The sequence below is a fragment of the Kineosporia sp. NBRC 101677 genome, assembly GCF_030269265.1.
Classification (GTDB): Bacteria; Actinomycetota; Actinomycetes; order Actinomycetales; family Kineosporiaceae; genus Kineosporia; species Kineosporia rhizophila.
Window position 1 is genome coordinate 13,048 of record NZ_BSTA01000020.1, and the last position, 21,960, is coordinate 35,007.

The window sequence follows — 21,960 nt, forward strand, 5'->3', positions numbered from 1 at the left end:
CTGCAACAACTAGCTCCGGCAAGGTTCATCGCTCACTCGGGTGGTTGCCAAGAATTGACCGCACAAGCGAAAGCGAAATCACTTCCTTAATAAGCTTCCCGATTCGGCGGACGTTAGTTGAGTCGTTGGCCAACGGATGCAGAATAGTTTTGAGATTCTCTATATTTAGAAGCCCTTGCTCCTCCACGGTTAGCTCGGAAACATAGCGTGAGAAAATTCGATCGATTACCTGACGTGTTTCGTCGATCGAAAGTGCCTGAAAGCCCATAAGCGAGTCAAAGCGAGAATAGAGGGCATCGCCGAGCGCTTCGCGTATTTGACCCTCCGAGCTGTAATTCGAGGTGCAGATAATCAATGAAGGGCCTAACTGCACCCTGTAGTTTTTGTCCTCGAACACGCCGCCGTCAAACAGCTGGTAGAAGGCGCTGTGAAAGATTGAATTCGCCTTGTCGAACTCGTCAATTAGAATGACGCCGGATTCGCGGTCTAAAAGATCGTGGGCAAATGAAGGCTCGGAGTGGTTGCCGCCAAACAAATACGAGGCGAAGTTGTCATTGTGGAACATGGAAAATTGTTTTCGGAGGAGGGTGCCACCGAGGAGGCTGTTAATGAATTGTGCAGTTTCAGTTTTACCCACGCCCGATGGGCCGTAAAACATGAGCACCACGGGCTGGGATCGCCGCTGCGCAGTAAGTGGATAGAGCGCAGCCAGCAATGTTTCCTTGACGGCCCTTTGCCCAATCAAATGACTTTCGAAGCCGTCACGGAACTCTATAAGCGTCTCTCGCGTTACGGCCGGATAGATGTACCGCTCAACAGACATGCTTGGGAAATGTCGCTGCAGCTGGATATGAACGTGAACCGGAGGGTTATGCAGAAACAGGTGCTTTGGTTTGATTGAATGAATCAGCCCAGCAAAATTTGTGATTACGTGCTCGTTTAAACTTGCATAGTCGCTGGAGTCCGCTACCACTCGGTCGGGTGAATCCGATTCCCAACTGTTCAGTTCGGCCTCAGGCTGATCGGGGATGACAACCCGGAGTTGGCGGCGCTCCTCTTCGCGTGCATAGACTATCTCCAGCAGGCTGTCGGATTGCTCCGTTCCAATCTCTTCCTCGAACCACGACAACGGCCCGTAGTAGACAATGATCGTCGTATCATTCGACATACTCGACTCCTGCCAGAAGTACGTCGTACACATCAAGAAGCGTTTTTTCCGCCCTCAAGTCAGCTCCATCGATCAAGGTGAGTGCCGTGACTGGCTCCGTACTGGTGTCATCCGCCATTTCGGCCTGCATTCCGAGTTCGTCTTCACTCGTCTGTCCCACCAGAACGCCGTGAAAGACCAGACGCATTCGGCCAAGGTCTGTAAGGCCATAGTTGTTGCGAAAAGCTTTAATATTGAATCGCAGTACGCACTTATTGCCGTTGGCTGCGTTTTCACCCAGCAGTTCGTAATAGCCTTTCGCGCCCTCCAGTGCTTCATCCAGTCGGGCGAAATCGATGCCTAACTCATCATCCTTAGCAATAATTATCATGTACGGCGTATACATTTTCATGTATGCCATTGAATCTTGGGGCGCGGTCACCTTCAGACCGCTAAGCCTCTTGATTGGGCCGCTATCCTCGACTTTCGCCAGATAGTCGGTAAGAATCGTGTTCGAAAGCGTCTTACTTAAAATTCCCCGGCCGACCTGCGACGCATTCATACCGGCGCCTACCTCTGCGGAGGTGCCTAGGAATGGGAGCCAGCTGAACTTTGCGGCGATGCTAGTCTCTACCCGCGCGTGCATATCTGTAGTTCGTTCCTTGACCTGCTGGCTAGTGGACGCGGTCTTTCCGCCAGCCGTGATATCGAGGTAATCTGATGCAGACTCTTCGTCAAAGTATACGATTTTGATCATTGGCTTCTTTAGCTCATGGTGCTTTGCCGCGGGCATTAGTTCTCATCTCTTCTCAGCTCGCCGGGAGGCCTCAATAATGGTCATGTTTGTGTAACCGGTCTTTATGGCGGATCCGACTTCCTGTCGCTCGCTTCCACTCATTGCGCCACGATGGACACCACACACGCGAACTTGAGACGATGCTAGATGATCGGCACCCTAACGTATGGAACATCCACTGACTCGGTCTGTCATGGCGGGTTGATTCTTCCACCGGCGGCGGTTCACCTATAATCGTCAGGCGAGGCAAACGTGGAGATATCGGAACTCGGGGTACAGGGTTCCGCAAGGCGGGTGGCTAGATCCTCGTCGTTTAGCTCTCGTGGCTCTGGGAGCACGTACTCGTCGTCGACCCAGCCGCAGCGAATGCAGGAGCCACCTTCCATGCGGTAGGAGCCGCAGTGCTCACAGCGCGCGTTGTCTCCGATCGCCCATCGCAGCTGGGCAGCGGTGACCGTGGCCAAGAAGTGGCTTACCGATGCGATCGCGATCTGCGCGTCGTAGCTTCTGGCGTTCTTGGCATGGGTTAGCTGGTTGACGTAATCCCATGTCTCTCGCGCCAGCTTGTTGATGTACGAGCGCAGCTGCTTGTCCGTGGAGGAGGAACTGGCCGCCAGGTGCGTGGCGAGCCGTCCTGTCCATCCCACGACGTCAGCTGATTTGGGAGCCGTCTCGCCGCTCGGCACCAGGTCATCGTCTGCGACCTCCCCGGCGTACGTGATCATGGACTCGCGGAGTCGCACCCCCACTGCTTGGAAGTCTTCGGCCTCACGGCCTCCGTCGAGTGACTCAATCGACTGCTCCCAGAGGCGCCAAGCCTTGGGAAGAAGCACGGTTGCTTCGTTAGTGATCGGCACCTCTTCCCGACTAGCGATTCTAACCATGAGGCCGATGTGAAAGGTCAGCGCGACATCGCGGCTTTTAAACTCGTCCTGCGAATAATAATTGAGAGAGTTGTTGATGGCCCACCACCGACTGCTGGTGCAGTGCACGTCCCAGATGTCGTGCAGCACTGAGCCGACCCGTTCGATGGCTACCTTCTCCAGGTGCACGACGGGGTCGTCAGGCATCTGCCAGGAGAAGTAGTTCCGGATGCTTTCGCGCTCCTGAGGTGACGTCTTCATCAAGTCGCAGTTGTTTCGTGGTCCATGCCCAGCATTCTTCCCGAAGCGATAGCCCGTCGCACCGCTTTAATCCGTTTTGAGGATACCGCTCCTCAGGCGATTCTGGGTATCGTCGCGCAGGCCTACCGCCCAGGCCATCCGCCTCACCCGCTACGGGTTCACCCTCGACCCGGCTCTCTTCCCTGTGCGCACGCTGTCGTCGGGGCAGGTACGCACAACCGCGCCATTCACCGCGGGCCCTTGCCCGCGCAGCCCTGCCGACGAACCGCTGGAGCAGGTTCACCGTGATCTGGCCGCCACCGTGCAGGAACGCACCGACGAGGTGATGTTGCACCTGGCATGGCCCGTGAATACCGGTCGATAATCGGGGCTACGTAGGCCTACCCGGCCGTCGTCCAGGGGCAGGTCCTGATCCTGACGTCCCTGAACGGGCAGATCGCGGTCTACAGGCGGCGATGGCCGAGTACTTTGGCCGGCACCCGGACGCTGAGATCTATCTCAGCCAGCCGGGTCTCGCGCTCGTGCTCAGCGCAAGGATCCTGGGCGAATTCGGCGACGACGCCGACCGGTACCAGAACGCACGGGCGCGAAAGAACTACTCCGGCCAGAGCCCCATCACTCGGGCTTCCGGCAAGAAGACCGTCGTCATCGCTCGATACGCGACCAACCGTCGGCTCGGCGACGCGCTGCACACGCAAGCGTTCTCCGCACTGCAGTGCTCGCCCGGAGCCCGTAGATACTACGACGACGCTCGGGACTGTCCGGTTCCCCGATCAGTCCCGCCTCTGACCTGCAGTTATATGGTCGGGCTGACAAGATTTGAACCTGCGACCCCCTGACCCAGCCAGGTTCATCATGCGCGAAAGCGGATTTTCTGCCGAACCTGATCAAGTCGCGCGAGCGTCCGTGGGGGTAGATCTTCTTCGACTTCGCCGTCGTGCACAGCGATGAGGCGTTGGATCCACCAGTCGGTTTCGCTCGTGCGCCCGAGAGACTCTAGGGCAGCGATGAGGTCGAGGTGGATGGCGTCTTCGACGCTGCCGGCCAGTACTGCTGTGCGGGCGGTTTGCTCGGCGCGGGCGGGGTGACCGGCGGTGAGCCAGTGGACGGCGAGTGTGTGCGCGATTTCGCTGATCATGGCGTTGAGGTCGGTCAGGAGTGGGGTGGTGGTGAGCCAGGCGTATCCGTTGCGTCGTCGTCCTTCGAGGATGGTTCCGGTGACGAGGTCGAGTGCGGTTTGCAGGTCGTGGAGGCCGTCGGGTCCTTTGGCTGCGCCGCGAGCGCGTAGGCGGCGGGCGAGGTCGGCGTCGGTGAGGAGGTGGTTGATGCGGTAGATGCCTCGGGTGTCTCCGCCTTTTCGGGCTTCGGGGAGGTAGGGCTGGCTGGTGTGGGGGTCGGTGCCGAGCCAGCGGCGGACGGCGCTGATGGTTTGGCGGGGCATGGCGCTGGCGGCTTTGGTTGCGGCGTCGTCGGGCCAGAGGTTTTCGGCGAGTTGGTCGTAGGTGAGGCCTTCTGGGTGTGCGGACAGGAGGGTGACGACTTCGGTGAGCCAGGGGATGCGGCGTCCGCCGGAGGGTGGTGTGCCGGTGGCGGTGACGTGGATGGGGCCGAGGAGTCGCAGTTTGGGGCGTGGGCATTGGTCGTTGTGCCATTGTGCGAGGTCTGCGTCGAGGGTGGGGTCGTTTCGGTAGGTGGCCTGGTTGTCTGGGGTGAGGATGGGCGCGAGGGCTAGGAGGTCTTCGGGGTCGATCCCGGTGCGGGTGATGAGGGTGGCGGGCTCGTGTTCGTCGAGAAGGGATGCGCCCGGCGGGGTCCGGGGGGAGATGGAGTGTGTGTTCTCGTCTGTCGGGTCCTGTCTTTCGCCGGTCTCGTGCGTGGCCGGTTGCTGGTTGTGTAGTGGCCGCTCGGGGCGCCGGCTTCGACCTGCCCGGGTGCCTTCTGGGCGTCTGCGATGCGTGTGGGCCGGGTTCTGGGCGGCGGTCGTGGTGGTGGCCGGAGCGGGGGCGCCGAGGACGGTGATGGGAGGCCGGGGCTGGTCGTGTTCGCTTGCGGCGGGTTGTTGTGCCAGGGGTGGTTGGCGGGTGGCGGGTGCTGAGGATGCCTGCAGTGCTGGGCGTAGGTGTGCGAACTGGTCTGCGCTGAGGCCTGCTGCTGTGATGCGGGGTGCTGCGAAGCTGGTGTGCAGTTGCCCGGTGGCGTCGACGACGAGGCGTACCTCGTCGGGGCGTACTGAGGCCAGGTCGTTGGTGAGGGTCAGCACGGTGGCCGCCTCGATGGATTGGGGCGTTGAGGACCGGCTTGGCCTGATGGTGTCGATGATGAGCAGGTCGTAGTGCGGCTCCGGCTGGTCTGTCGCGAAACGGCTGGTGGCCGATGGGGGTCTCCCATCAAGGCTTGTCGAGGTGGCCTGCTGACAGGGGACGCCAGCGGTCGTAGCTCCGGCGCTGGCATTGGCCGCAGAGTCGGCGGGTGCGGCGCCGGTTTCGGTGGGCCCGCTCGTGTGCGGGTTGGTGTGTATCTGCTGGGCGAGGTCGATGAGTTCGTCGGCTGTGGAGTCGATGCTCAGGCGGAGGCTGGCCTGGTTGCTGCTGGGGAACGCTGAGAGGGCCATGGCGCGGACCAGGTCGGTTCCGGTGTGTTCGGGGCCGATGACGCGCAGGACGGGCGCCTGGCGCAGGTTTAGCAGCCAGACGTCGTCCTGGCGTCTGGCCGTAGCTGGGCGACCGCCGAACCGGCTGGATGATCCGATCCACACCCAGGCGCGTGATGCTCGTGCGGCTTCTTCTGCTGGCGCGTCGGCCGGCATCTGCTGCAGGGACATCTGGTCGGTGACAGCAAGGGTCCACCACCTAGCGTCCGGGTCCGCCTGTTCCTGTCGCCATGGGGCGGGCAGTGCGTCGGGTGCGGTCTCGGTGAGGATGAGGTCGATGCGCTGCTCGTCGATGTGGGCGGCCAGCACAGGTGGGTGGGGGCGGTTGGCAGTGGCTGCCTGGGCGTCGAGGTGGTCCAGTGCTTGTTGTAGGCGGGCGCGGACGGCTTCGCCGGTGCGGGCGCCGTTGGAGACCAGTCGTTCGGTGTTGGCGGCGTCGGGTGGGATGGTCGCCGGCAGGCATCCGGGTCGGCGGGAGGCGTTGTGGTGCTGGCGGCGTCGGCGGATGGCCGCGAAGACTCCGGCTGCGGTCAGGCTCAGTCCGACCCCGGAGCCCATCCCCTGCAGGAACGTCTGTCCTGACTCGGCATCGTCGGCCGGGCGGTTCTGCGCGGCGGGGTGCTGGGTGTAGGCCACGGGCTGGGCGCGTAACTGCTCATCGGTGGAGCGTGTGGGGGTGGCGCGGTGGCTCGTGGTGGTTGCTGTGTCGCTGGTGGTGGCCCCGTTGGCCGGTGGCGGTTGGCTGCTGGCGAGGGCGGGTCCGCCGGCGGTGAGGGTGACCGGTGCGGACAGCAGCAGGGCTGCGATGAGGGGCTGGAAGACGTTGCGTTCACCGCTGAGGCCGGGCAGGGGCGGCGGAGCCTGGTCGATGATCTGGGCGCGCGATTCCAGCAGCACCAGCAGGACGAAGTACGCCCAGCCCACCCAGGCCACGCTCGCGCCGATGTGAATGATGACGTCGTCGGAGAAGTCCCCCACCCGTAGGGCGTCCATGTCGGGCAGGGGGTTGCCGAAGATCCAGGCCATCAAGACCGGAAGACCGAACAGCATGCCGGCCAGAGCGGCCGCCGCCAACAGCGCACGCACGTACAGGGCCACCCGGTTCATCGCAGGCTCCCGGACGTCCACACGTTCCCAGCCGCTCGTGCACTGATCCCATTGCCGACAACTGGTACCCGCCGATAGATGCCTGACGCAGCAGGCGTTTTCAGAAGGTTCACCCTCAGGGCCTCAGCGACCGGCCTACTTCTGATCGGCAGCACGTTCTGCGCCAGGGCGGGCGTGATGGGCTGCCCGGGATCGCCGGCTGTTCCGGTCAGGAGGGTGGCGCTGGCCGTGGCTGGGCGGGACAGGTCCCCGTATCCGAAGGCCTTCAGCAGGCTCGCCGGGCACGGGACGCGTGCGGTGACCGTGACGGCGGTGCCGCCGTCGACGACCTCGATCGTGCCGCTGGCGCCGGCTTGGGACAGCCAGGTCTGGCCGGCTTTGTGTGCGGCCTGGGGGTCGATGCGCAGTGCCTGGGGGTTGCCGGTGCGCAGGGACTCCTGAGTGACCTGGTCCGCTGCAGCCCGCGCGGCCTGGGCGGCGACTTCCAGTGAGGCGCCGTGGGCGTTCAGGGAGCGGCTGACGTCCACGAAGAAAGCTGTCAGGACGAACGTCAGGGCCACGAGTGCGATCACGAAGACGCTGGCCTGCCCGCTGGAGTCCTCCGGCTTGCCTGCTGATGCGGCGTTCGCTCGAGAACGCTTTCGTGAGTCGCTGGGGGCTCTACTGACGGGGTTGCGGTGTGAGGGCAGATGTGTGGGCTGCGTTGTCATGGCCGCTCCTTCGAGGAGTGGTAGGAGCGGTGCTGCTCCAGTGGCGCCGCGGAGCTGGCGCTCAGGGTGCGGTGAGCGTCGAACCCGGCGATGGCTACCAGGGAGAGGTTGACGCGGCAGCGCACGGTGACGTTCACGCGGCCTGCGGCCTCGAAGTTGCTCGTGTCGACGGCCACGGTGGGCGCACAGGTGGTTCCGGCTTCGCTCAGGGTGGTGCGGGCCATCTCCTGGGCGGCTGCTGTCGCGGCCGAGGGGCTGGATTCCTGGCTGGCCGCCCGCGCGGCTGCCGCGGCGGCGGCCTCGACGCGGCCGTCGGCCAGGGTCAGCCTACCCGCCCCGATCCCCAGGCACAGGGCCACCACCACGACGGCGCCGAGGATGACCATCTCGACGCTGAGAGAGCCCTTCTCCCCAACGCCCGTACCCGCGCCCGCGGGAACACCGTCCCAGGACCCGTCACGGCCCTGACGTCCCCTGCCATCAGTGTTCTTCATGATCCGGCCGTGAACTGCTCGATCGGGCCGGAGGCGTGGACGCTGAAGCGGGGTAAGTCGATCCCCGGCAGGGGGATCTGACGCGGGCGCGCGGTGATCGTGACGTCGACGCGCCCGGCGGTGCGGGAGACCACGATGGAGGGATCCTGCACGAGCGTCCCGGCGACCTCGCTCAAATAGGTGCTGGCTTCTTGTCGGCCGTCCTCGTTCGTGCCGCCCAGGATCCGGGCGTGGTAGGCGCCGTAGCGGGCTGCGTTGTGGGCGGTTTCGCGGGCCCACGCGTAGGAGAACACCTGCAGGACCATGACGACGATCAGGAGCAGCCCAGGGAACCACAGCAGGAGTTCCACGCTGCTGACTCCAGCCTCCCGGGCGCAGCGTCCCGCCGCCACATCGCGGCGCCTGGTGGGCCGCCGGCGCACCGCGCCGGGCGGGTGAACGGATCGAGCTGTCACAAGGGCCATTTCGGGGTCGTTCACAGGTTGATCACGGCGATCACGCCGGGGAACAGCATCAGCAGGATCACGCCGGCGGCGATGACGAGGACGGCCAGCCGCATGGACTCGTCCCGCTGCCCGGCCTGCCCCAGGGAGTCGGCCAGGGCCCGGCGCCGCATGCCCGCAGCCCGTTCGATGAACGTGTCACGCACCTGCGCCCCCTCGTGGCTGACCAGTTGCGACAGCCGGCCCAGCTCCGCCACGTCGGGCACGCCGATGCGCTCCCCCAGGTCGCTGAGCGCCCGCCAGTGACTCTGCCGGGCCCTGACAGCCCGCTGCAGCGTGTCCCGCAGCACCTGTACCGGCCACGTCGAGCCGGCTTCAGCGGCCGTCACCAGTGCTTCCTGCGGGGCCGCGGTCCCGGCCATCTCCAACGCCACCAGGTCGCACCAGACCGGCAAGGCCTGCACGAAATCAGTTCGCCGTCGACGGGCCTGCGCCCGGACCACGTAGTCCGGGATCAGGTACGCACCCACGGTCGCTGCCAGGACCACCGGGGCAACAGCCAGCACCGGGACCGGAGCCCCTGCACGGAGCAGGACGACCGCGACCGTCAGCATCACCAGTCCCGTCGCCGCAGCAGCGAGCGTCTTGGCGGCCAGCACCGCGTCCGGGTCGTGCCCCGTGACCGCCAGATCGCTGGCGTCGCTGCGCACCCGTGCGCCCCGCCGTGCCGACCACCGACCGATTCCGGGCATCGCCCCGGCGACGCGAGACGCCCTTGCCCGCTGCAGCCACGCCTCCCGGCCACCAAGGCGCACATCGCCGCCTTTACCGAGGCCCCGGTCCCCGGCCGGGGGCGGGGGCCCGGGGACGGGCGGGTGTTCGCGTGGCGGCCACAGCACCGTGAGCAGGAGTCCCGCTGACAGGCCTGCGAGCGTAGCCAGGAGGATCACCTCCACGGCTGCTGCCCGTCCGGTCGGCGGCCGCCCGAGACGGGCGGATGCGTCTGCCCAGCCGTTCCTGCGCCGGGCGTGCGGGCCGCGCCGCCAGCGGTCGTGGTGCCAGTGACCGGTGGGGTGCCGGGCGTCGGCGCATGCGGGCTGTCGTCGGTGGCTGGCCAGTGGGCGAGACTGGCGATGAGGCGGTCCTCGCTGGCGCTCAGGGCGGGGGTGAAGAAGCAGAGCCCGCTGACGGTGGTGTCCAGGCGGGCCAGCCAGACGAAGCCGCCGGCGATCACCGCGATGACCACGGCCAGGACGCCTTGGCCCTGAACGCTGTCGTAGGGGGCCATGTAGGCGGCGCCGATGGTCGCCATCCAGGCCAGGATGCCCAGGGTCACCATGATGATGATCTGCACGCTGCGGTGGATACCGGCTCGGCTGGCCAGGACCTGTCGCCGCTGGGCGACCTCCTGGGCGCAGGTGGCGACGATCCCGGACAGGACGTCTGGCAGCCGGTCTCCTCGCCGCCGGGCCGCCAGCATCAGCGCCGCGGTCACGAAGTCGGCGCCCGGTACGTCCCGCAGAGGCGTCAACGCCACATCGAGGGGCTGGCGCACCAGCAACCGGCCGCGCACCTGTTCCAGGCCCGGGCGCAGCGCCGCCGGGGTTTTTTCGATGCTGACCCCGATGGCTTGCTCCAGGCTGGCCCCGCCCGCGACCGTGTCCCGCAGATTCTGCGTCCACACCAGGACCGCCTCCAGAACAGCGATCTCCTCACGTTCCTCGCGGCGCCCAGCAGTGAAACGCGGCCAGGCCAGGACCATGCCCGCACACGCGGCGGCCGCGACCGGCCACCGCGTCACCCACAGCACCAGCCCCGCCACCGCAATCGCAGCCGCGATCCGCGCCCACGTTCTCACGGCCAGGCCACCAACGACCCTCCCCCATCGCTCACCGCCCTTACCCCACGACCCGGTGCTCTTGCCCGGATTCGATCCTGGGAAGGCGGCGCGCCCGGAGGCCTGGCCTGTGTCCGGGCCGTCGGGAAGCACCTCGTGGCCGCGTAATTCGTTGAACAGCATGGTTCCCGCTGTCACGATCGACACCGAACACAAGGCGCTGATGGCCAGGATTCCGAGCAGGTTCATGAGACGGCCCCCGGAAGGCCGATCTTCTTCCACTCAGGCTCGTCGGCGTCCTGACCCGCCGTCGAGGACCCTCTGGGCTGAGCAGGGCTGAGCGCATGCTCGGTCAACTCGTCACCAGCGGACCAGACGTCGTACTCGTCGTCGCGGCGCCCTGCTTTTCGGCGGCCCTCCGCGCGGCGACCGTGCTGGCGCTCGGCCTCGCGGGTCCGGCCGGGGGAGGCGTCGCGAACAAGGGGATCGATCGCGTCTTCGACGACCTGGGTGGCGCCGGTAGGCATTGCCTCGTCGAGTCGGTGAGCGTGCCGACGGCGGGCTCCCATGTCGATGATCGGCCCGGTGACCGGGTCGGAGTTCCAGGATCCCTCGTGCTGCGCCGCACTCGGGGCACCGGAAGCCTCTATGGGCGGAGGCAACTGGACGGGGACGCGCTCGCCCCGTTCGGCGTCAGACGCTCGATCGGCAGGAAAGCTCAGGACTTCAGGGGGTTGGCGGTGCGCCAGCGGCTCTCCGGGACCACGCCCGTCGTGGGGCAAGCACAGATCTTCCCGGGTGGGGGCGACAGCAGGGTTCAGCGCGGAGTTCAGCTGAGGGTTCAGATCAGGGTTCACGGGAGAGCTCGGGTCAGGCTCCGGTACATGCAGGAGCGGTATCCCGGCCGGGTCGCTGCCACCCGCAGGCTGCTCCTGCCTTCCCTGCCCGAACACCTGCGTCGTTGAGGGGCTGGGTTCCGCCCGGTACACCGGCTGCGCACGCGAACGAGCCGGCGACGCCAGCTTCGTGGTCGCCCGACTATGAGGCTGCGGTGCGCGGCTGCCGCGTCGCCTGGGGGCAGCCTGCAGTTCGGCGTTCAGCCGCTCCCCCAACTCGTCGGTGTAGCCGTGACGTGCCAGCCGACCCGCTCTCTTGATCGGGATGCGCGCATCGCGTCGCGCCAGCTGTACGTCCGAGTCCTCCTGTGGCTCGCCGAACTCCTCGGGCGCCCCGAAAATGGTCGAGCACGAAACGTTCTCACCCTGGTGTCCGGATACCTCGAGGATCTCGGTGACCAGGCGCCGCCCGTCCTCGGCCTTCTGGACGTGAACGATGAAGTCGACGGCCTTACCGATGAGCGCAGCGGCCGTGGCTGGAAGCACCGGTTCCCGCAGCGAGCCCAGGCCGATGATGAGACGGGCGATGGCGCCGTGGGCGTCGCGGGAGTGGATCGTGGACATGGACCCGTCCTCGCCCTGCAGCATGGCCTCCAGCATCGCCCGGGCCTCCGGGCCGTGCAGGACCTCCCCGAACACCAGCCGGTCCGGGTTCATGCGCTTGGAGCGACGCACCAGGTCCGCCCCGTCCAGGCCCCCGGAGCCCTCCGGGGAGGGCAGCACCGTCTCCAGTTCCACCACGTCCGGGTGCAGCTCTGCGTCGCGGCCCAGCCGCAGCTCCAGAGACTGCTCGATCGTGACCAGCCGCTCCCGGGCTGGGACAGCGTTCGCCAGCGCCCGCAACAGGGTGGTCTTGCCTGCCCCGGTCGCGCCGGCCACCAGAAGGTTGGCGCGTGAACGCACCGCCGCGGCCAGGAACAAGGCGGTCTGACGATCCAGCATCCCCAACCCCACCAGGGAGATGGCGTCCAGGCAGTGCCGCGCCGCCTGATCCAGGAACGCCTGCGGGCCCAGACGGTCCCGGCGGATCGACACCTGCGGACGCGCCGACGCCGCCAGCAACGCCGAAACCCGCACCCCGTCCGGAAGCCCCAGATCCAGTTGTGGGTAGGCGCTGGACCAGGGACGGGTGGTGGCGCCGGTGTGCGCAGCCAAGCCCCGGATCAGCTCGATCAGTTCCTCGTCCGACTCCACCAGCGGCGGCAACTGCACGCGCCCCTTGGACGCGTACGTCGCCCACACCTGGTCATAACCAGACAGGTCCAGGTTCTCCAGGTCCGGATCCTCCAGCAGCGGCTGCAACGGGCCGGCCCCGAAGATCGCGGCCCTCACCGCCCGCGCCAGACTCCCGTCCCGCACCTCCTGCGGGACATCCTGCCCCGTCGCCGCCAACTTCGAGACCCACCCCGCAACCGCGTCCGCGATCAGCGACATCGTCAGACGCCGCACATCCTCCGCGCCCAGCGGACTCCCCTCCCGGGAACGGGCACTCGTCTCCTCCGTCACCCGATGCGCCACGTCGGTGCGCAACTGGCGCACCACCTCAAAACTCACAGGGGGTCCGCCGTTACCCCGCAATGCCATGACCCAATCCCCTACCTGCAGGCAGCCGCCCACCGCATCGAGAAATGCTCAGCCAAACCGTTCGCTACACAGCCCTCAAGCCGCGCCGACCTTCATCAAACCCACCTGCCCCCGGCTGCTGGCCACCATCAGCGAAGCACCGGCATCCGGAGCCACCCGCATCGTCACCAACAGATCCCCCGAACTACTCGAATCCTCGACCACGTCCGTGATCAACGCCCCGTCCGCCAAGAGCGTGGCGCTCGCCGACGAACCGAAACCATCCTCATCCGAGCCGTTGTCGGGTTCAGGGATCTGCAGAACCTGCACCCGATCACCAGCCCGCAAACCCTTTGGCGCCAAACCGGCAGCCACCGACACCCCGACACTGGCCTGCGTGGCATTCGGGTCCTGCGCCGGAGCGAGCGCCTGAGCCTGCAGGATTGCCCCGGCCTCCAACGTGTAGACCGCTCGCTGACCCACCACCTGCTCGATGCTCTCCGCTGAAATTGCGGAAACGTCACCGGCCACAGCCGCCGTGGTCAGGTCCTCCCGGGTGATGACCTGGGACTCCGGTACACGATTGGCCAGGACCAGGACGGGCGTCTTGGCCCCCGAGCGCACCACCAGCAGACCCACGACCGAGGCGACAGCCACACACAACACCAGCGTGGCCACGATTCGGGCAGGTCGCCAGCGCCGCAGGGGCTTTGGCTGACGCCGTGGCGCACCCGGAACACCGAACGGGGACGTCGTCATGACCGACTCACCGAAACCGCCTCCAGCACCGTCACTGCATCCTGTCCCTCAGCCGTGATCACACCCAAGTCCCCACCCGCGCCTCCTGACCCCGTCCAGGAGACGTCGTACGGGACAGCAACGTTTACGTCGAACGTTCCCGACGCCTTGAAAACCAGCGCACACCCACCGTCAGAAGGAGCACCAGCTCCGTCAGTCGGCGTCCACGCACGACCCGGCCCAGAACAGGTAGTCCCGCCCACATCCCCGCCGGCCGACACTCTCATCTCCCTGGGTTTCGCCGTTACTGTCGCCCAGACCGCGCCAGCGCGTGCCGTTGCGGTCAAGTCTTTCCACCCGCCCGGCAACCAGAACCAGGTGTATTCATTGACAAAGGTCTGCCCGCTCGGGGAGCGGCGGCCCTGAGGACGGGGCAGACGCAGGCCGTCTCGCGCCTGCAGCGCAAGCACGATGGGATCCACTAACTCAATCTCGGCCGCTTCCTCGCCAGGAGCCCAGAAGACCGTGGTCAGCGGTTCTGCATCTTTCGTAAACGGACAACCTTGAACATATATTGCCCCCGTTGAGTTTCCACGCCAGACCGGATCACTGTGAGGGGGCTGAGGTACCAACCGCTGCGTCTCACATACATCCCTTTTGCTAATTCGCTGCGGCACTACGGCCTTACCTGTCCCTGGTGAGTCCTTTTCCGTCACTAGGACGAGAGGACCTGTCACGTCTTCCGATTGAGCGGCCGCGAAGCACCGTTTCATGAACTTGCTACACAGCGCCTCTTCCCCTCCCCCAGGCTTGTCAGCCGCCGCAGATTGTTGTGACGGCACGAGACAGAGCAGGGTCAGCACAGCCATAAGGAGCAGCGGCGCGTCACGGCTGGCACGAACCTTCATCACCGACGTCAACGGAGCGCGCACCCCACTTCCCGTCGACTGCGATCATCTCGATCGTTCTTAGGTAGGGACCTTCTAGGTCTTCACCTTGCGTGAGTCGCAGCTTCTTATCTGTGACGGTGCTGTACGGGACGTACTCTCCCTGAGGAACAACACAATCGCCGAGCACCACAGTCGGATAAGGAGATTCACCCAAATTGACCTGCTGCACCGTGACGTTCGACTGAGGCTGTTCTCCTCGAAACTGGGCGCGATACGCGGCAAGCGCATGAACGAAGGCCAGCGTTTCGATTCTGAGCGGATCGAACGACCATCGCTCAAAGTCCGCGGACTTAGGTAGGACCTCACCTTTTGCGACGGGGTGCTCGTGCGCCTGATTGGAGGCGCGTGTGAATTTGTCGTACGCATCCAGGGCCTTCTGCACCTCAGGATCAACACTGACCGAGGGAACTGGCGACATAGTCGGCGACGACGAAGACGCTGGCGGGCTGTCCGGACTTTCAGAGCCCGAGCAACCTGCCGCAAGACCTAGCGCCATGGCTGCAGCGAGCGCTGCGCCGATCCGCATGTGCACCATGTCTCCATTCACCGACAGCAAGATCCATGCTTTGCGCAGTCAATCGTTTACTGTGAGCCATCAATTAATGTCAACACAATTCGGACATCTGTGACCCGCTCGTGTCTTCCGCGCCCATGGTCCGAGGGCGTGTCCAGGGGTGTTAGCGCTGGTCAGGAGCCGCTGATCCTTGCAGAAGACGAAACCCGACCTCGATCCCATCGTCGAGGGATCGCAACCCTTCCCGGGCCGGCTCGACAGCGCCACCGGACTGGATGGCCCAGTGCCCGTGCTCCCAAGTCATGGATGCGCAGTGAACGGCCGCCGGCTGCACCTGGGGTTGCCGAAGACCCACAGCCAGACAGACATCGTGCTTCTGCGACGGCTGTGAGGTGCGGATGTTTCCCATCAGCCAGAAGCGGGCGCCCGAATTCGATGCTCGCACCGGACCACGGCTTCCCTTGGTCGCGTCGCGCAGTGCCGTGAAGGGGACTTCTTGGCCATCTGTGCCGCCAGCTGACCAGGTGCGCAGGATGTGTGCCATCCGATGCGTGGGCTGCTTCAGGATCGCGAGATCGATAGCGACGAGCTGCGCCAGCGCACCCTCGGCCGTTCGCGGATAACCGGTCACAACCCCGTCGGGTCCCAGCGCGGTCGAGGCCGGCAACACGATGGGCGCTGCATCATTGAATGGAAGCGCACCCGCGCTGGTCGGAGCGCTGCGGCCGGAACGCGCCCTCGCCGAGCCTGCCGACTCATCCATTACCGGATCGAGCGTGGCCGCCCTGGTAACGGACAGGCCGTTGACTCGTCCGGGCATCGGAAGGCTGGCATCTCGGTCCGGGTCGTCGCCAGCGCCGAAGAATGAAGCGACGGAGAGGATCAGTCCAACCAGGAGGAGGGCCAGGATGCCCCCGACCCCGACCACGAGCGCTGCGACTCGGCGCCTGGAGGCGCGACCGGTGGCGCGACGGCCCGTCCATCGTGGAGTGCGGTGGTGCAACATCGTGGCTCCTGCCCGTAGCTACTGGATGTCTATGCATTCAGTGCAGCTCGGGGACCGTCCACACAATGTTCGACTGGCCTTTGATCTGGGCTTATGCCGATGCTTCATGCTTGAGCGGAACTGGGCGGCTCTCGCCCCCTATGGCGGGCCGCTCGGTGACGCCGTCCAAGGCGGGTGTGGCCGAACGGCGGTGGTCGCCAACCACGATGGCCTCGAAGGCGATCTCCGAACACGACCAGCGTTGCCCGCTGGAGCTCGCCCCCTCGTTGGTCGCCGCTGGGCGTGGAAGCACCTGGCTTGAGACATGCGAGAGGTCCCCGTCTATATGCCGGGGACCTCTCGTCGAAACCTCAGGATGCGAGGTGGTTGAACTCTCCTCTTGCCGCACCCTCGATCCATGCTGCGAATTCCGCCTGCGTGAAGGTCAGGATTGGGCCGTTCGGGTTCTTAGAGTCCCGAATCTGGATTTGGCCGTTCTGGCGTCGTGCCTCCACGCAGTCGCCGTTCTGGCCAGACTTGGTGGCCTTCTGCCACTGGGTGTCGCCGTTCACTGCCACTCCCTGATGTCCTGTGCGACCGCTGCCGCCTGAGTCGCCGCATTGTCGAACCGCTTGACTATCTCAGGGTCCGAGAGTAACTGACCGCCGTTGATGTGCTCCACGTAGGAGCATCCGCCCTGTGGTGTCTCGATCAATGTGAATGGCCCGCTCATGCCACCGTGTGGTGGGCAGTCGATGGGGATGATGAGGACGCTGACGCCGGGCCGGCCAGCGAGCTCGCGCAACCTGTTGACCTGGCGATCTACGACTGCCGGGGTACCGATCTGGTGTCGGAGGGCTACCTCGGACATGACGAGTTCAAGGCTGACGTCCTTGCGGTCCCAGAAGGCGGCCTGGCGTTCCTGTCGTGATCGGACAGCCTCGTCTTCGGCTGCAGGGCTGTCCATCGGCCAGGCATCGAGCATGGCCCGGTGGTGCTCTTCGGTCTGCACGAGGCCGTGCACCAGATCAAGGGTGACCACTTTCAGTCTGGTTGCGCGTCGCTCCATGCGCAGGTAAAGACCGAAGCGTGCGGGGCTGGCGGCGTTGGCGCCTTCGGCCCAGCTGGTGTCGTCGCTCTTCGTGGCGCGTGCCATCTCCTCCCACAGAGCGCGATGCAGGGTGGGGACGTCGTAGAGGAATCCGAGCGCGGTCATGTCTGAGACCTTCCAGGGGCCTACCCCGTGTTCCAGTCTCCAGAGCTTGGGCTGGCTGCAGATGCCCGTGGCCACGACATCACCAGGCGTCTTGCCGCATCGTTCCCGGGCAAGCCGTAGCTCGTCCGACAGTTCCAGCTTCACCGACCACGCCTGCCCTGATCCCCGTGCCATGAAGTAACCATGTCACAGATTTGGAGCATTCAGATTCGACCATTCATTTTGAATGGCAATTCTGTTCTCCCATCCAAACTGAATAGCCATCAAGTGGAGTTGCCTCCCCCAAGGTTGATGCCAGGTCGCACCGACGGCACCGAATCGGCAGGTGAACATTCGACCGTTCCAGGCAAGTCAAAGGAGTGACGGGGATGGCTTCAACCACCACTGCGGGTGCAGCGACGACAGAGCGAACAAGCCTCTTCGTGGTCTGGACTGGCCAACACGTGACGGCGCTCGTCGATGGCTCCGGCCTCGGAAGCGCCGGCCTGGCGGGAGCCCTCGGACTATCCGTCGCGACCGTCGGGTACTGGCAAGAACACCGGGCGGATCACTCGGTCGGAGAACAGCATCGGTACGGACTGGAGAGCGTCTATCAGCAGTTGTGTCCGGCTCAGAAGCTACGGGTTGGCCGGGCGCTCTACCTCGCCCTTCAGCCACCTGAGGTCGGGAGCGGGGAAGAGGACACAGCGCCTCTGGTGTGGACAGCCGGGAGGCGCACATCAAACGAAACGCATCCTGCTAAGGAGCAATATGGCTTCCGATCCACCACGTGACGAGAAGGCACTCAGACCGCGGACAGTGCCCATAGCGCGACTTGCCGCCTTGGTGGCGCTGATTCGCGTCAACGAGGCACGAGCCCGGGCTTCTGACCGGGACGCCAAGGACAACCCCGAGCCCGTCAGGTCAATGCCGCAGCAGCGCGTTTCCGCTGCCTGACCGACTCGGGCTACTGACTGCCCCGGACCGGAGGCGAGGCTCTGTATCACCCTCGTCACGCCCCGGGGCATCCCACGCCGCCGCCCTGGCCCGCCGCACCGGATCCATGCCGATGCCGCGTCGGGCATCCCTCCGCCCTGGCCGGGGCGGCGGCCCATTGCTAACGCGAACGAAGGAGTTCTCATGTCGCCACAAGCACCCATCGATCAATGGTTCAAGGCCGAAGAGAGCGACCCGGGCACCGACGGTGTCGAAGTGAAGTTCGCCGTTGATGGCTCCATCTACGTTCGCGACTCCAGAGCACGCGGGACCGGCCCCATCCTGACTTTCCTGCCGCAAGCATGGGAGGCGTTCGTGCGCGCCGTCCTGAACGGCGAGTTCGACCGCCCACCCATGTCCATGTTCGATAAGGCAATCACGCATCCCTGAAAAGCGTTACATGTTTCACACGCCGTAGCCTGATGCAAAGCCGCTGCACCACAGGACATCCGACATAACTCGACAAGAGGACGCGGTTGCCTACTAGGGCAAGTGAGCTTGACCTAAGACTGAATCATTTTGTCTCAGATACCTCCTCATGCTTGAGCGAACCCATCGAAATACGAACCAGGACTCGATCAACGTCGCCCCCGCCCCAAGCCGCAAAGACGAGAGCGGGCTTGTACCTGTTGCTGCACGCGCTGGCCGACGTGCCGCAGTCGGCGTGCCCACCAGCACCCAAGAAAGCGCCACCGCGACGGCGCCCCTCCCATGCCCTCCCAACGGTTCCTCCACGACCGCCCATTTCTACTCCCTCAAGGCAGGAGTTCCCCGTGCACACAAAGACACTGAACTGGAACACTTTTGATCCCGAGCGGCCGATCTATTTCGTGGGCGTCGGCGGCTGCAGCATGAGTGGCCTGGCCTTGTTGCTGCTGGAACGAGATTTCATGATCGCCGGTTCAGACACCGGCGCCGAAACAGAACTCCGATACCTTGCCTCGCGAGGTGTGGAGGTCTTCCATTCTCACGACGCCTCCAACATGCGGGCCAGCACCCAAGCCGTCGTCTCCACTGTCGCGGCCATCCCTGCGGACACCCCCGAGCTCGTGCAAGCCCGACGTATGGGCATCCCCATCATCGACCGCGCCGAAGTGCTAGCAGTCCTGATGCAACAGGCCCTCACCCGGGTCGCTGTGGCCGGCACGAGCGGAAAGACAACCACCACGTCTCTGATCGGTCACACACTGCTCGCCTGCGGCGAGGATCCCACCGTCTCGGTCGGGACGCGTGCGGCGCCCTTCACCGAGGGCGGCAACTACTACAACGGGGGCACCAGCACCTTCGTGGCTGAGGCCTGCGAATATCACGAAGCTTTCAGGTATCTGCAACCCACCACCGCGGTGGTCCTGAACGTCCTACCCGATCACGGCGACTACTACCCGGCCGGTACAACGGCCATGGCTGAGGCCTTCCAGCGGTTCGTTTATCGCATCGTTCCCGGCGGAACGCTCATCGTGTCGTCCGACGATCCCCACGCGCGCACTCTGCACACCGAGGCAGGAGTCAGGCGAGTCGGTGTCGGATTCTCCGCGGCTGCCGACTACCGCATCCGCGATGTGCGGTGCGAGGAAGGCCGCTGGACCTTTTCTATCCATAGCCCGCTGGGATCCCATGTCCTTTCACCAGCGTTGCTGGGCAAGCACAACATCACCAACGTGGCTACCGCGTTCGCGGCCGCCTGTGACCTGGGCCTGCCCGCCGAACAGGCCATCACCGCGCTCAACGGGTTCAAGGGTGCGCCCCGCCGTCTGCAACCAATAGGGACCGTGGACGGAGTCAGCATCTGGGACGACCTGGCCTGCACTCCGCACGAAGCCTCGGCGACGATGGACGCCCTGCGCACCGTGGTGGGCCCGCACCGCATCGTCGTAGTTCTGCGGCCCAACAGTTTCACCCGTGTACGAGACCATTTCGGGCAATACGCCGAGGTTTTCCGCCCTCAGGAACGGATCTTCCTTACCGACATCTTTCCCGGCCGAGACCGCACCGATCACGGCATGCACGCCAGCAAGCTCGCCCAGAACATCGCTTCCCGAGGGCGAAACGTCGAGTACGTACCCGACGTCAACGGGCGCCCCGCCTACGACGAACTGCGGCGCCTGGTGCGAGGCCAACTGCGTCCGGGCGATGCCCTCATCACCATCGGCCCTGCCGATATCACGCCGGTAGCCACCGCCTACCGCCAAGCCTACGGGCAGTCTTGCTGAATGCAGGACGTTGAACCAAGGCCGGTGCCCCGTGCACTGGCCTCCTGAACCCGGCCCCGGGGTCCGCCAGACTGACCCCCCAATGACGATCAGCAACGCAGGCACGTGAGATGAGGATCAATGCAACTGTCCAGGATGCTCGCCGGATCCAGCTACCAGGTACTCGCAGGTGAACCCGATGTTGATATCACCGGCGGGGTCATCAGCGACTCGCGCAACATCGTGCCCGGATCCTTGTTCGTGGCCCTGAGCGGCCGCCGCAACAACGGCCACGAACACATCACCGAGGCCGTAGCCGCGGGCGCCGCTGCCTGCCTGGTCAGCGACCGCATCGACGTCTCTGACTCCATTGCCTCGGTGCTGACAGGGGCCTGCATCGTGCGCGTACCGGACACCCTGCAGGCCATATCACTGGTGGCCTGTCGCTACTGGAACGAGCCAGGCCGGCAGATGCAGGTCGTGTCAATCACCGGAACCAACGGCAAGACCTCCACCGCGAGCATTCTGGAGTCCGTCCTGGGACACCTGGGCGAAGGGACTGTAGGGGTGATCGGTACCGGAGGCGCCCGGATCGACGGGCAGCCGGTACCGATCGCCACGAGCACACCCACCACTCCCCCAGCCGCCGAACTCCAGGAGATCCTGCGCTACATGGCCGACCGAGGCGTCACGACCGTCATCGTGGAAGCCTCCTCTATGGCGCTGCTGCAACACCGCATCGATCACGCCTTCACCGATGTCGGAGTCTTCACCAACCTCAGCCCGGACCATCTCGACGACCACGGCACCATGGACGCCTACCTCAAGGCCAAGCTCCTGCTCTTCCAGGGCCTGTCCCAGTCGGCCGTCATCAACAAAGCCGACCCGGTCAGCGAGCGCATCCTGGAGCTAATGCCCGCTGCGACCACCTACGCCCTCGAAACACCAGCTCACCTCACCGCCCGTAACGCTCAAGTCTCCCCCGCTGGGACCCGTTTCGAGCTAATCCACGGGCAAGAGCCACACGACGCCTACCTACCCGTGCCTGGTGAGTTTGCCGTCGCCAACGCCCTGGCCGCGCTCGCCGTCTGCCACCGACTCGGATACGAGATCAAGCCCGCACTGGACGCGCTGAGGCACCTTCCCCAGATCCCTGGCCGGATGGAAACGATCCGCCTGGCTTCCGGGACCACGGTAATTGTCGACTACGCGCACTCCGTTGACTCTTTGGAGAAAGTCCTGCGAACGCTGCGATCCGTCACAACTGGACGCCTCCTCACCGTTTTTGGTTGCGGCGGCGACCGTGACCCCAGCAAACGTGCCCCCATGGGCCACATCGCAGGACAACTGTCCGACCACGTCATCATCACCAGCGACAATCCGCGCTCTGAGAATCCCGAGCAGATCATCGACCAGATCGAAGCCGGGATCCGCCCCACCGCAACGACCTTCGAGCGTGTCACCGACCGACGCCAGGCCATCAGCAAGGCCATCAACCTCGCTGGCCCCGACGACACCATCCTTCTGGCCGGCAAGGGATCCGAGGCCTACCAGCTGATCGGCGAGTCGGTCATTCCATTCGACGACGCAGCCGTCGTGCGAGCACTGACGGGCGCTCACACCTGA

General features: G+C 65.0%; 18 protein-coding genes and 1 pseudogene. 4 read left to right on the top strand and 15 right to left on the bottom strand.

Going from position 1 to position 21,960, the window contains the following annotated elements:
• Nucleotides 1-25: 25 nt before the first annotated feature.
• From QSK18_RS34185 to QSK18_RS34195, 3 genes are all read right to left on the bottom strand, one after another.
• Nucleotides 26-1,168 (bottom strand): AAA family ATPase, encoded by a 1,143-nt coding sequence (locus QSK18_RS34185; RefSeq protein WP_285628171.1) that lies wholly within the window; start codon nucleotides 1,166-1,168, stop codon nucleotides 26-28.
• Nucleotides 1,158-1,940: a DUF6414 family protein gene (locus QSK18_RS34190; RefSeq protein WP_285628174.1), complete on the bottom strand. Its 783-nt coding sequence runs from the start codon at nucleotides 1,938-1,940 to the stop codon at nucleotides 1,158-1,160. Before QSK18_RS34190 ends, QSK18_RS34185 begins: the two co-directional genes overlap by 11 nt.
• Nucleotides 1,941-2,167: 227 nt before the next feature.
• Nucleotides 2,168-3,067 (bottom strand): hypothetical protein, encoded by a 900-nt coding sequence (locus tag QSK18_RS34195; protein WP_285628177.1) that lies wholly within the window; start codon nucleotides 3,065-3,067, stop codon nucleotides 2,168-2,170.
• Between the two features lie 378 nt (nucleotides 3,068-3,445).
• On the opposite strand from QSK18_RS34195, the pseudogene QSK18_RS36150 reads away from it, so the two are divergent.
• A pseudogene (locus tag QSK18_RS36150) lies at nucleotides 3,446-3,822 on the top strand (transposase); the annotation flags it as partial.
• Nucleotides 3,823-3,920: 98 nt separating this feature from the next.
• On the opposite strand, the gene QSK18_RS34200 reads toward QSK18_RS36150, so the two are convergent.
• The 12 genes from QSK18_RS34200 to QSK18_RS34255 all read right to left on the bottom strand — a co-directional run bounded on the left by QSK18_RS34200 (nucleotide 3,921) and on the right by QSK18_RS34255 (nucleotide 17,314).
• Nucleotides 3,921-6,824: an AfsR/SARP family transcriptional regulator gene (locus QSK18_RS34200; protein WP_285628180.1), complete on the bottom strand. Its 2,904-nt coding sequence runs from the start codon at nucleotides 6,822-6,824 to the stop codon at nucleotides 3,921-3,923.
• Nucleotides 6,821-7,534, bottom strand: a complete 714-nt coding sequence (locus tag QSK18_RS34205) for a hypothetical protein (protein ID WP_285628183.1) — start codon at nucleotides 7,532-7,534, stop codon at nucleotides 6,821-6,823. The genes QSK18_RS34200 and QSK18_RS34205 overlap by 4 nt, the downstream gene beginning before the upstream one ends.
• Nucleotides 7,531-8,028, bottom strand: coding sequence for an ATP/GTP-binding protein (locus tag QSK18_RS34210; protein ID WP_285628186.1), 498 nt, complete (start codon nucleotides 8,026-8,028; stop codon nucleotides 7,531-7,533). The genes QSK18_RS34205 and QSK18_RS34210 overlap by 4 nt, the downstream gene beginning before the upstream one ends.
• Entirely contained in the window at nucleotides 8,025-8,378 is a 354-nt protein-coding gene (locus QSK18_RS34215; RefSeq protein WP_285628189.1) for a TadE/TadG family type IV pilus assembly protein, read from the bottom strand. The genes QSK18_RS34210 and QSK18_RS34215 overlap by 4 nt, the downstream gene beginning before the upstream one ends.
• A 125-nt stretch (nucleotides 8,379-8,503) precedes the next feature.
• Complete coding sequence (locus tag QSK18_RS34220; protein WP_285628192.1) at nucleotides 8,504-9,181, bottom strand: hypothetical protein; 678 nt, start codon at nucleotides 9,179-9,181, stop codon at nucleotides 8,504-8,506.
• 236 nt (nucleotides 9,182-9,417) lie between these two features.
• Complete coding sequence (locus tag QSK18_RS34225) at nucleotides 9,418-10,557, bottom strand: type II secretion system F family protein (protein ID WP_285628196.1); 1,140 nt, start codon at nucleotides 10,555-10,557, stop codon at nucleotides 9,418-9,420.
• Nucleotides 10,554-12,758 carry a TadA family conjugal transfer-associated ATPase gene (locus QSK18_RS34230; RefSeq protein ID WP_285628199.1) on the bottom strand — a complete coding sequence of 735 codons (2,205 nt, stop codon included), beginning with the start codon at nucleotides 12,756-12,758 and terminating at the stop codon, nucleotides 10,554-10,556. The genes QSK18_RS34225 and QSK18_RS34230 overlap by 4 nt, the downstream gene beginning before the upstream one ends.
• 105 nt (nucleotides 12,759-12,863) lie before the next feature.
• Nucleotides 12,864-13,445: an SAF domain-containing protein gene (locus QSK18_RS34235; RefSeq protein WP_285628202.1), complete on the bottom strand. Its 582-nt coding sequence runs from the start codon at nucleotides 13,443-13,445 to the stop codon at nucleotides 12,864-12,866.
• 945 nt (nucleotides 13,446-14,390) lie between these two features.
• Complete coding sequence (locus tag QSK18_RS34240) at nucleotides 14,391-15,011, bottom strand: hypothetical protein (RefSeq protein ID WP_285628205.1); 621 nt, start codon at nucleotides 15,009-15,011, stop codon at nucleotides 14,391-14,393.
• Nucleotides 15,012-15,132: 121 nt separating this feature from the next.
• Complete coding sequence (locus QSK18_RS34245; protein WP_285628208.1) at nucleotides 15,133-15,789, bottom strand: hypothetical protein; 657 nt, start codon at nucleotides 15,787-15,789, stop codon at nucleotides 15,133-15,135.
• A gap of 536 nt (nucleotides 15,790-16,325) precedes the next feature.
• Complete coding sequence (locus QSK18_RS34250; RefSeq protein ID WP_285628210.1) at nucleotides 16,326-16,526, bottom strand: DUF397 domain-containing protein; 201 nt, start codon at nucleotides 16,524-16,526, stop codon at nucleotides 16,326-16,328.
• On the bottom strand, nucleotides 16,523-17,314 hold the full coding sequence (locus QSK18_RS34255) for a helix-turn-helix domain-containing protein (RefSeq protein ID WP_285628214.1): 792 nt from the start codon (nucleotides 17,312-17,314) through the stop codon (nucleotides 16,523-16,525). Before QSK18_RS34255 ends, QSK18_RS34250 begins: the two co-directional genes overlap by 4 nt.
• 975 nt (nucleotides 17,315-18,289) lie before the next feature.
• On the opposite strand from QSK18_RS34255, the gene QSK18_RS34260 reads away from it, so the two are divergent.
• The 3 genes from QSK18_RS34260 to QSK18_RS34270 all read left to right on the top strand — a co-directional run bounded on the left by QSK18_RS34260 (nucleotide 18,290) and on the right by QSK18_RS34270 (nucleotide 21,960).
• Nucleotides 18,290-18,535, top strand: a complete 246-nt coding sequence (locus QSK18_RS34260; protein ID WP_285628218.1) for a DUF397 domain-containing protein — start codon at nucleotides 18,290-18,292, stop codon at nucleotides 18,533-18,535.
• Between the two features lie 383 nt (nucleotides 18,536-18,918).
• A complete protein-coding gene (locus QSK18_RS34265) occupies nucleotides 18,919-20,355 on the top strand; it encodes a UDP-N-acetylmuramate--L-alanine ligase (protein WP_285628220.1) in 1,437 nt (478 codons plus the stop codon).
• 120 nt (nucleotides 20,356-20,475) lie between these two features.
• Entirely contained in the window at nucleotides 20,476-21,960 is a 1,485-nt protein-coding gene (locus QSK18_RS34270) for a UDP-N-acetylmuramoyl-L-alanyl-D-glutamate--2,6-diaminopimelate ligase (protein ID WP_285628222.1), read from the top strand.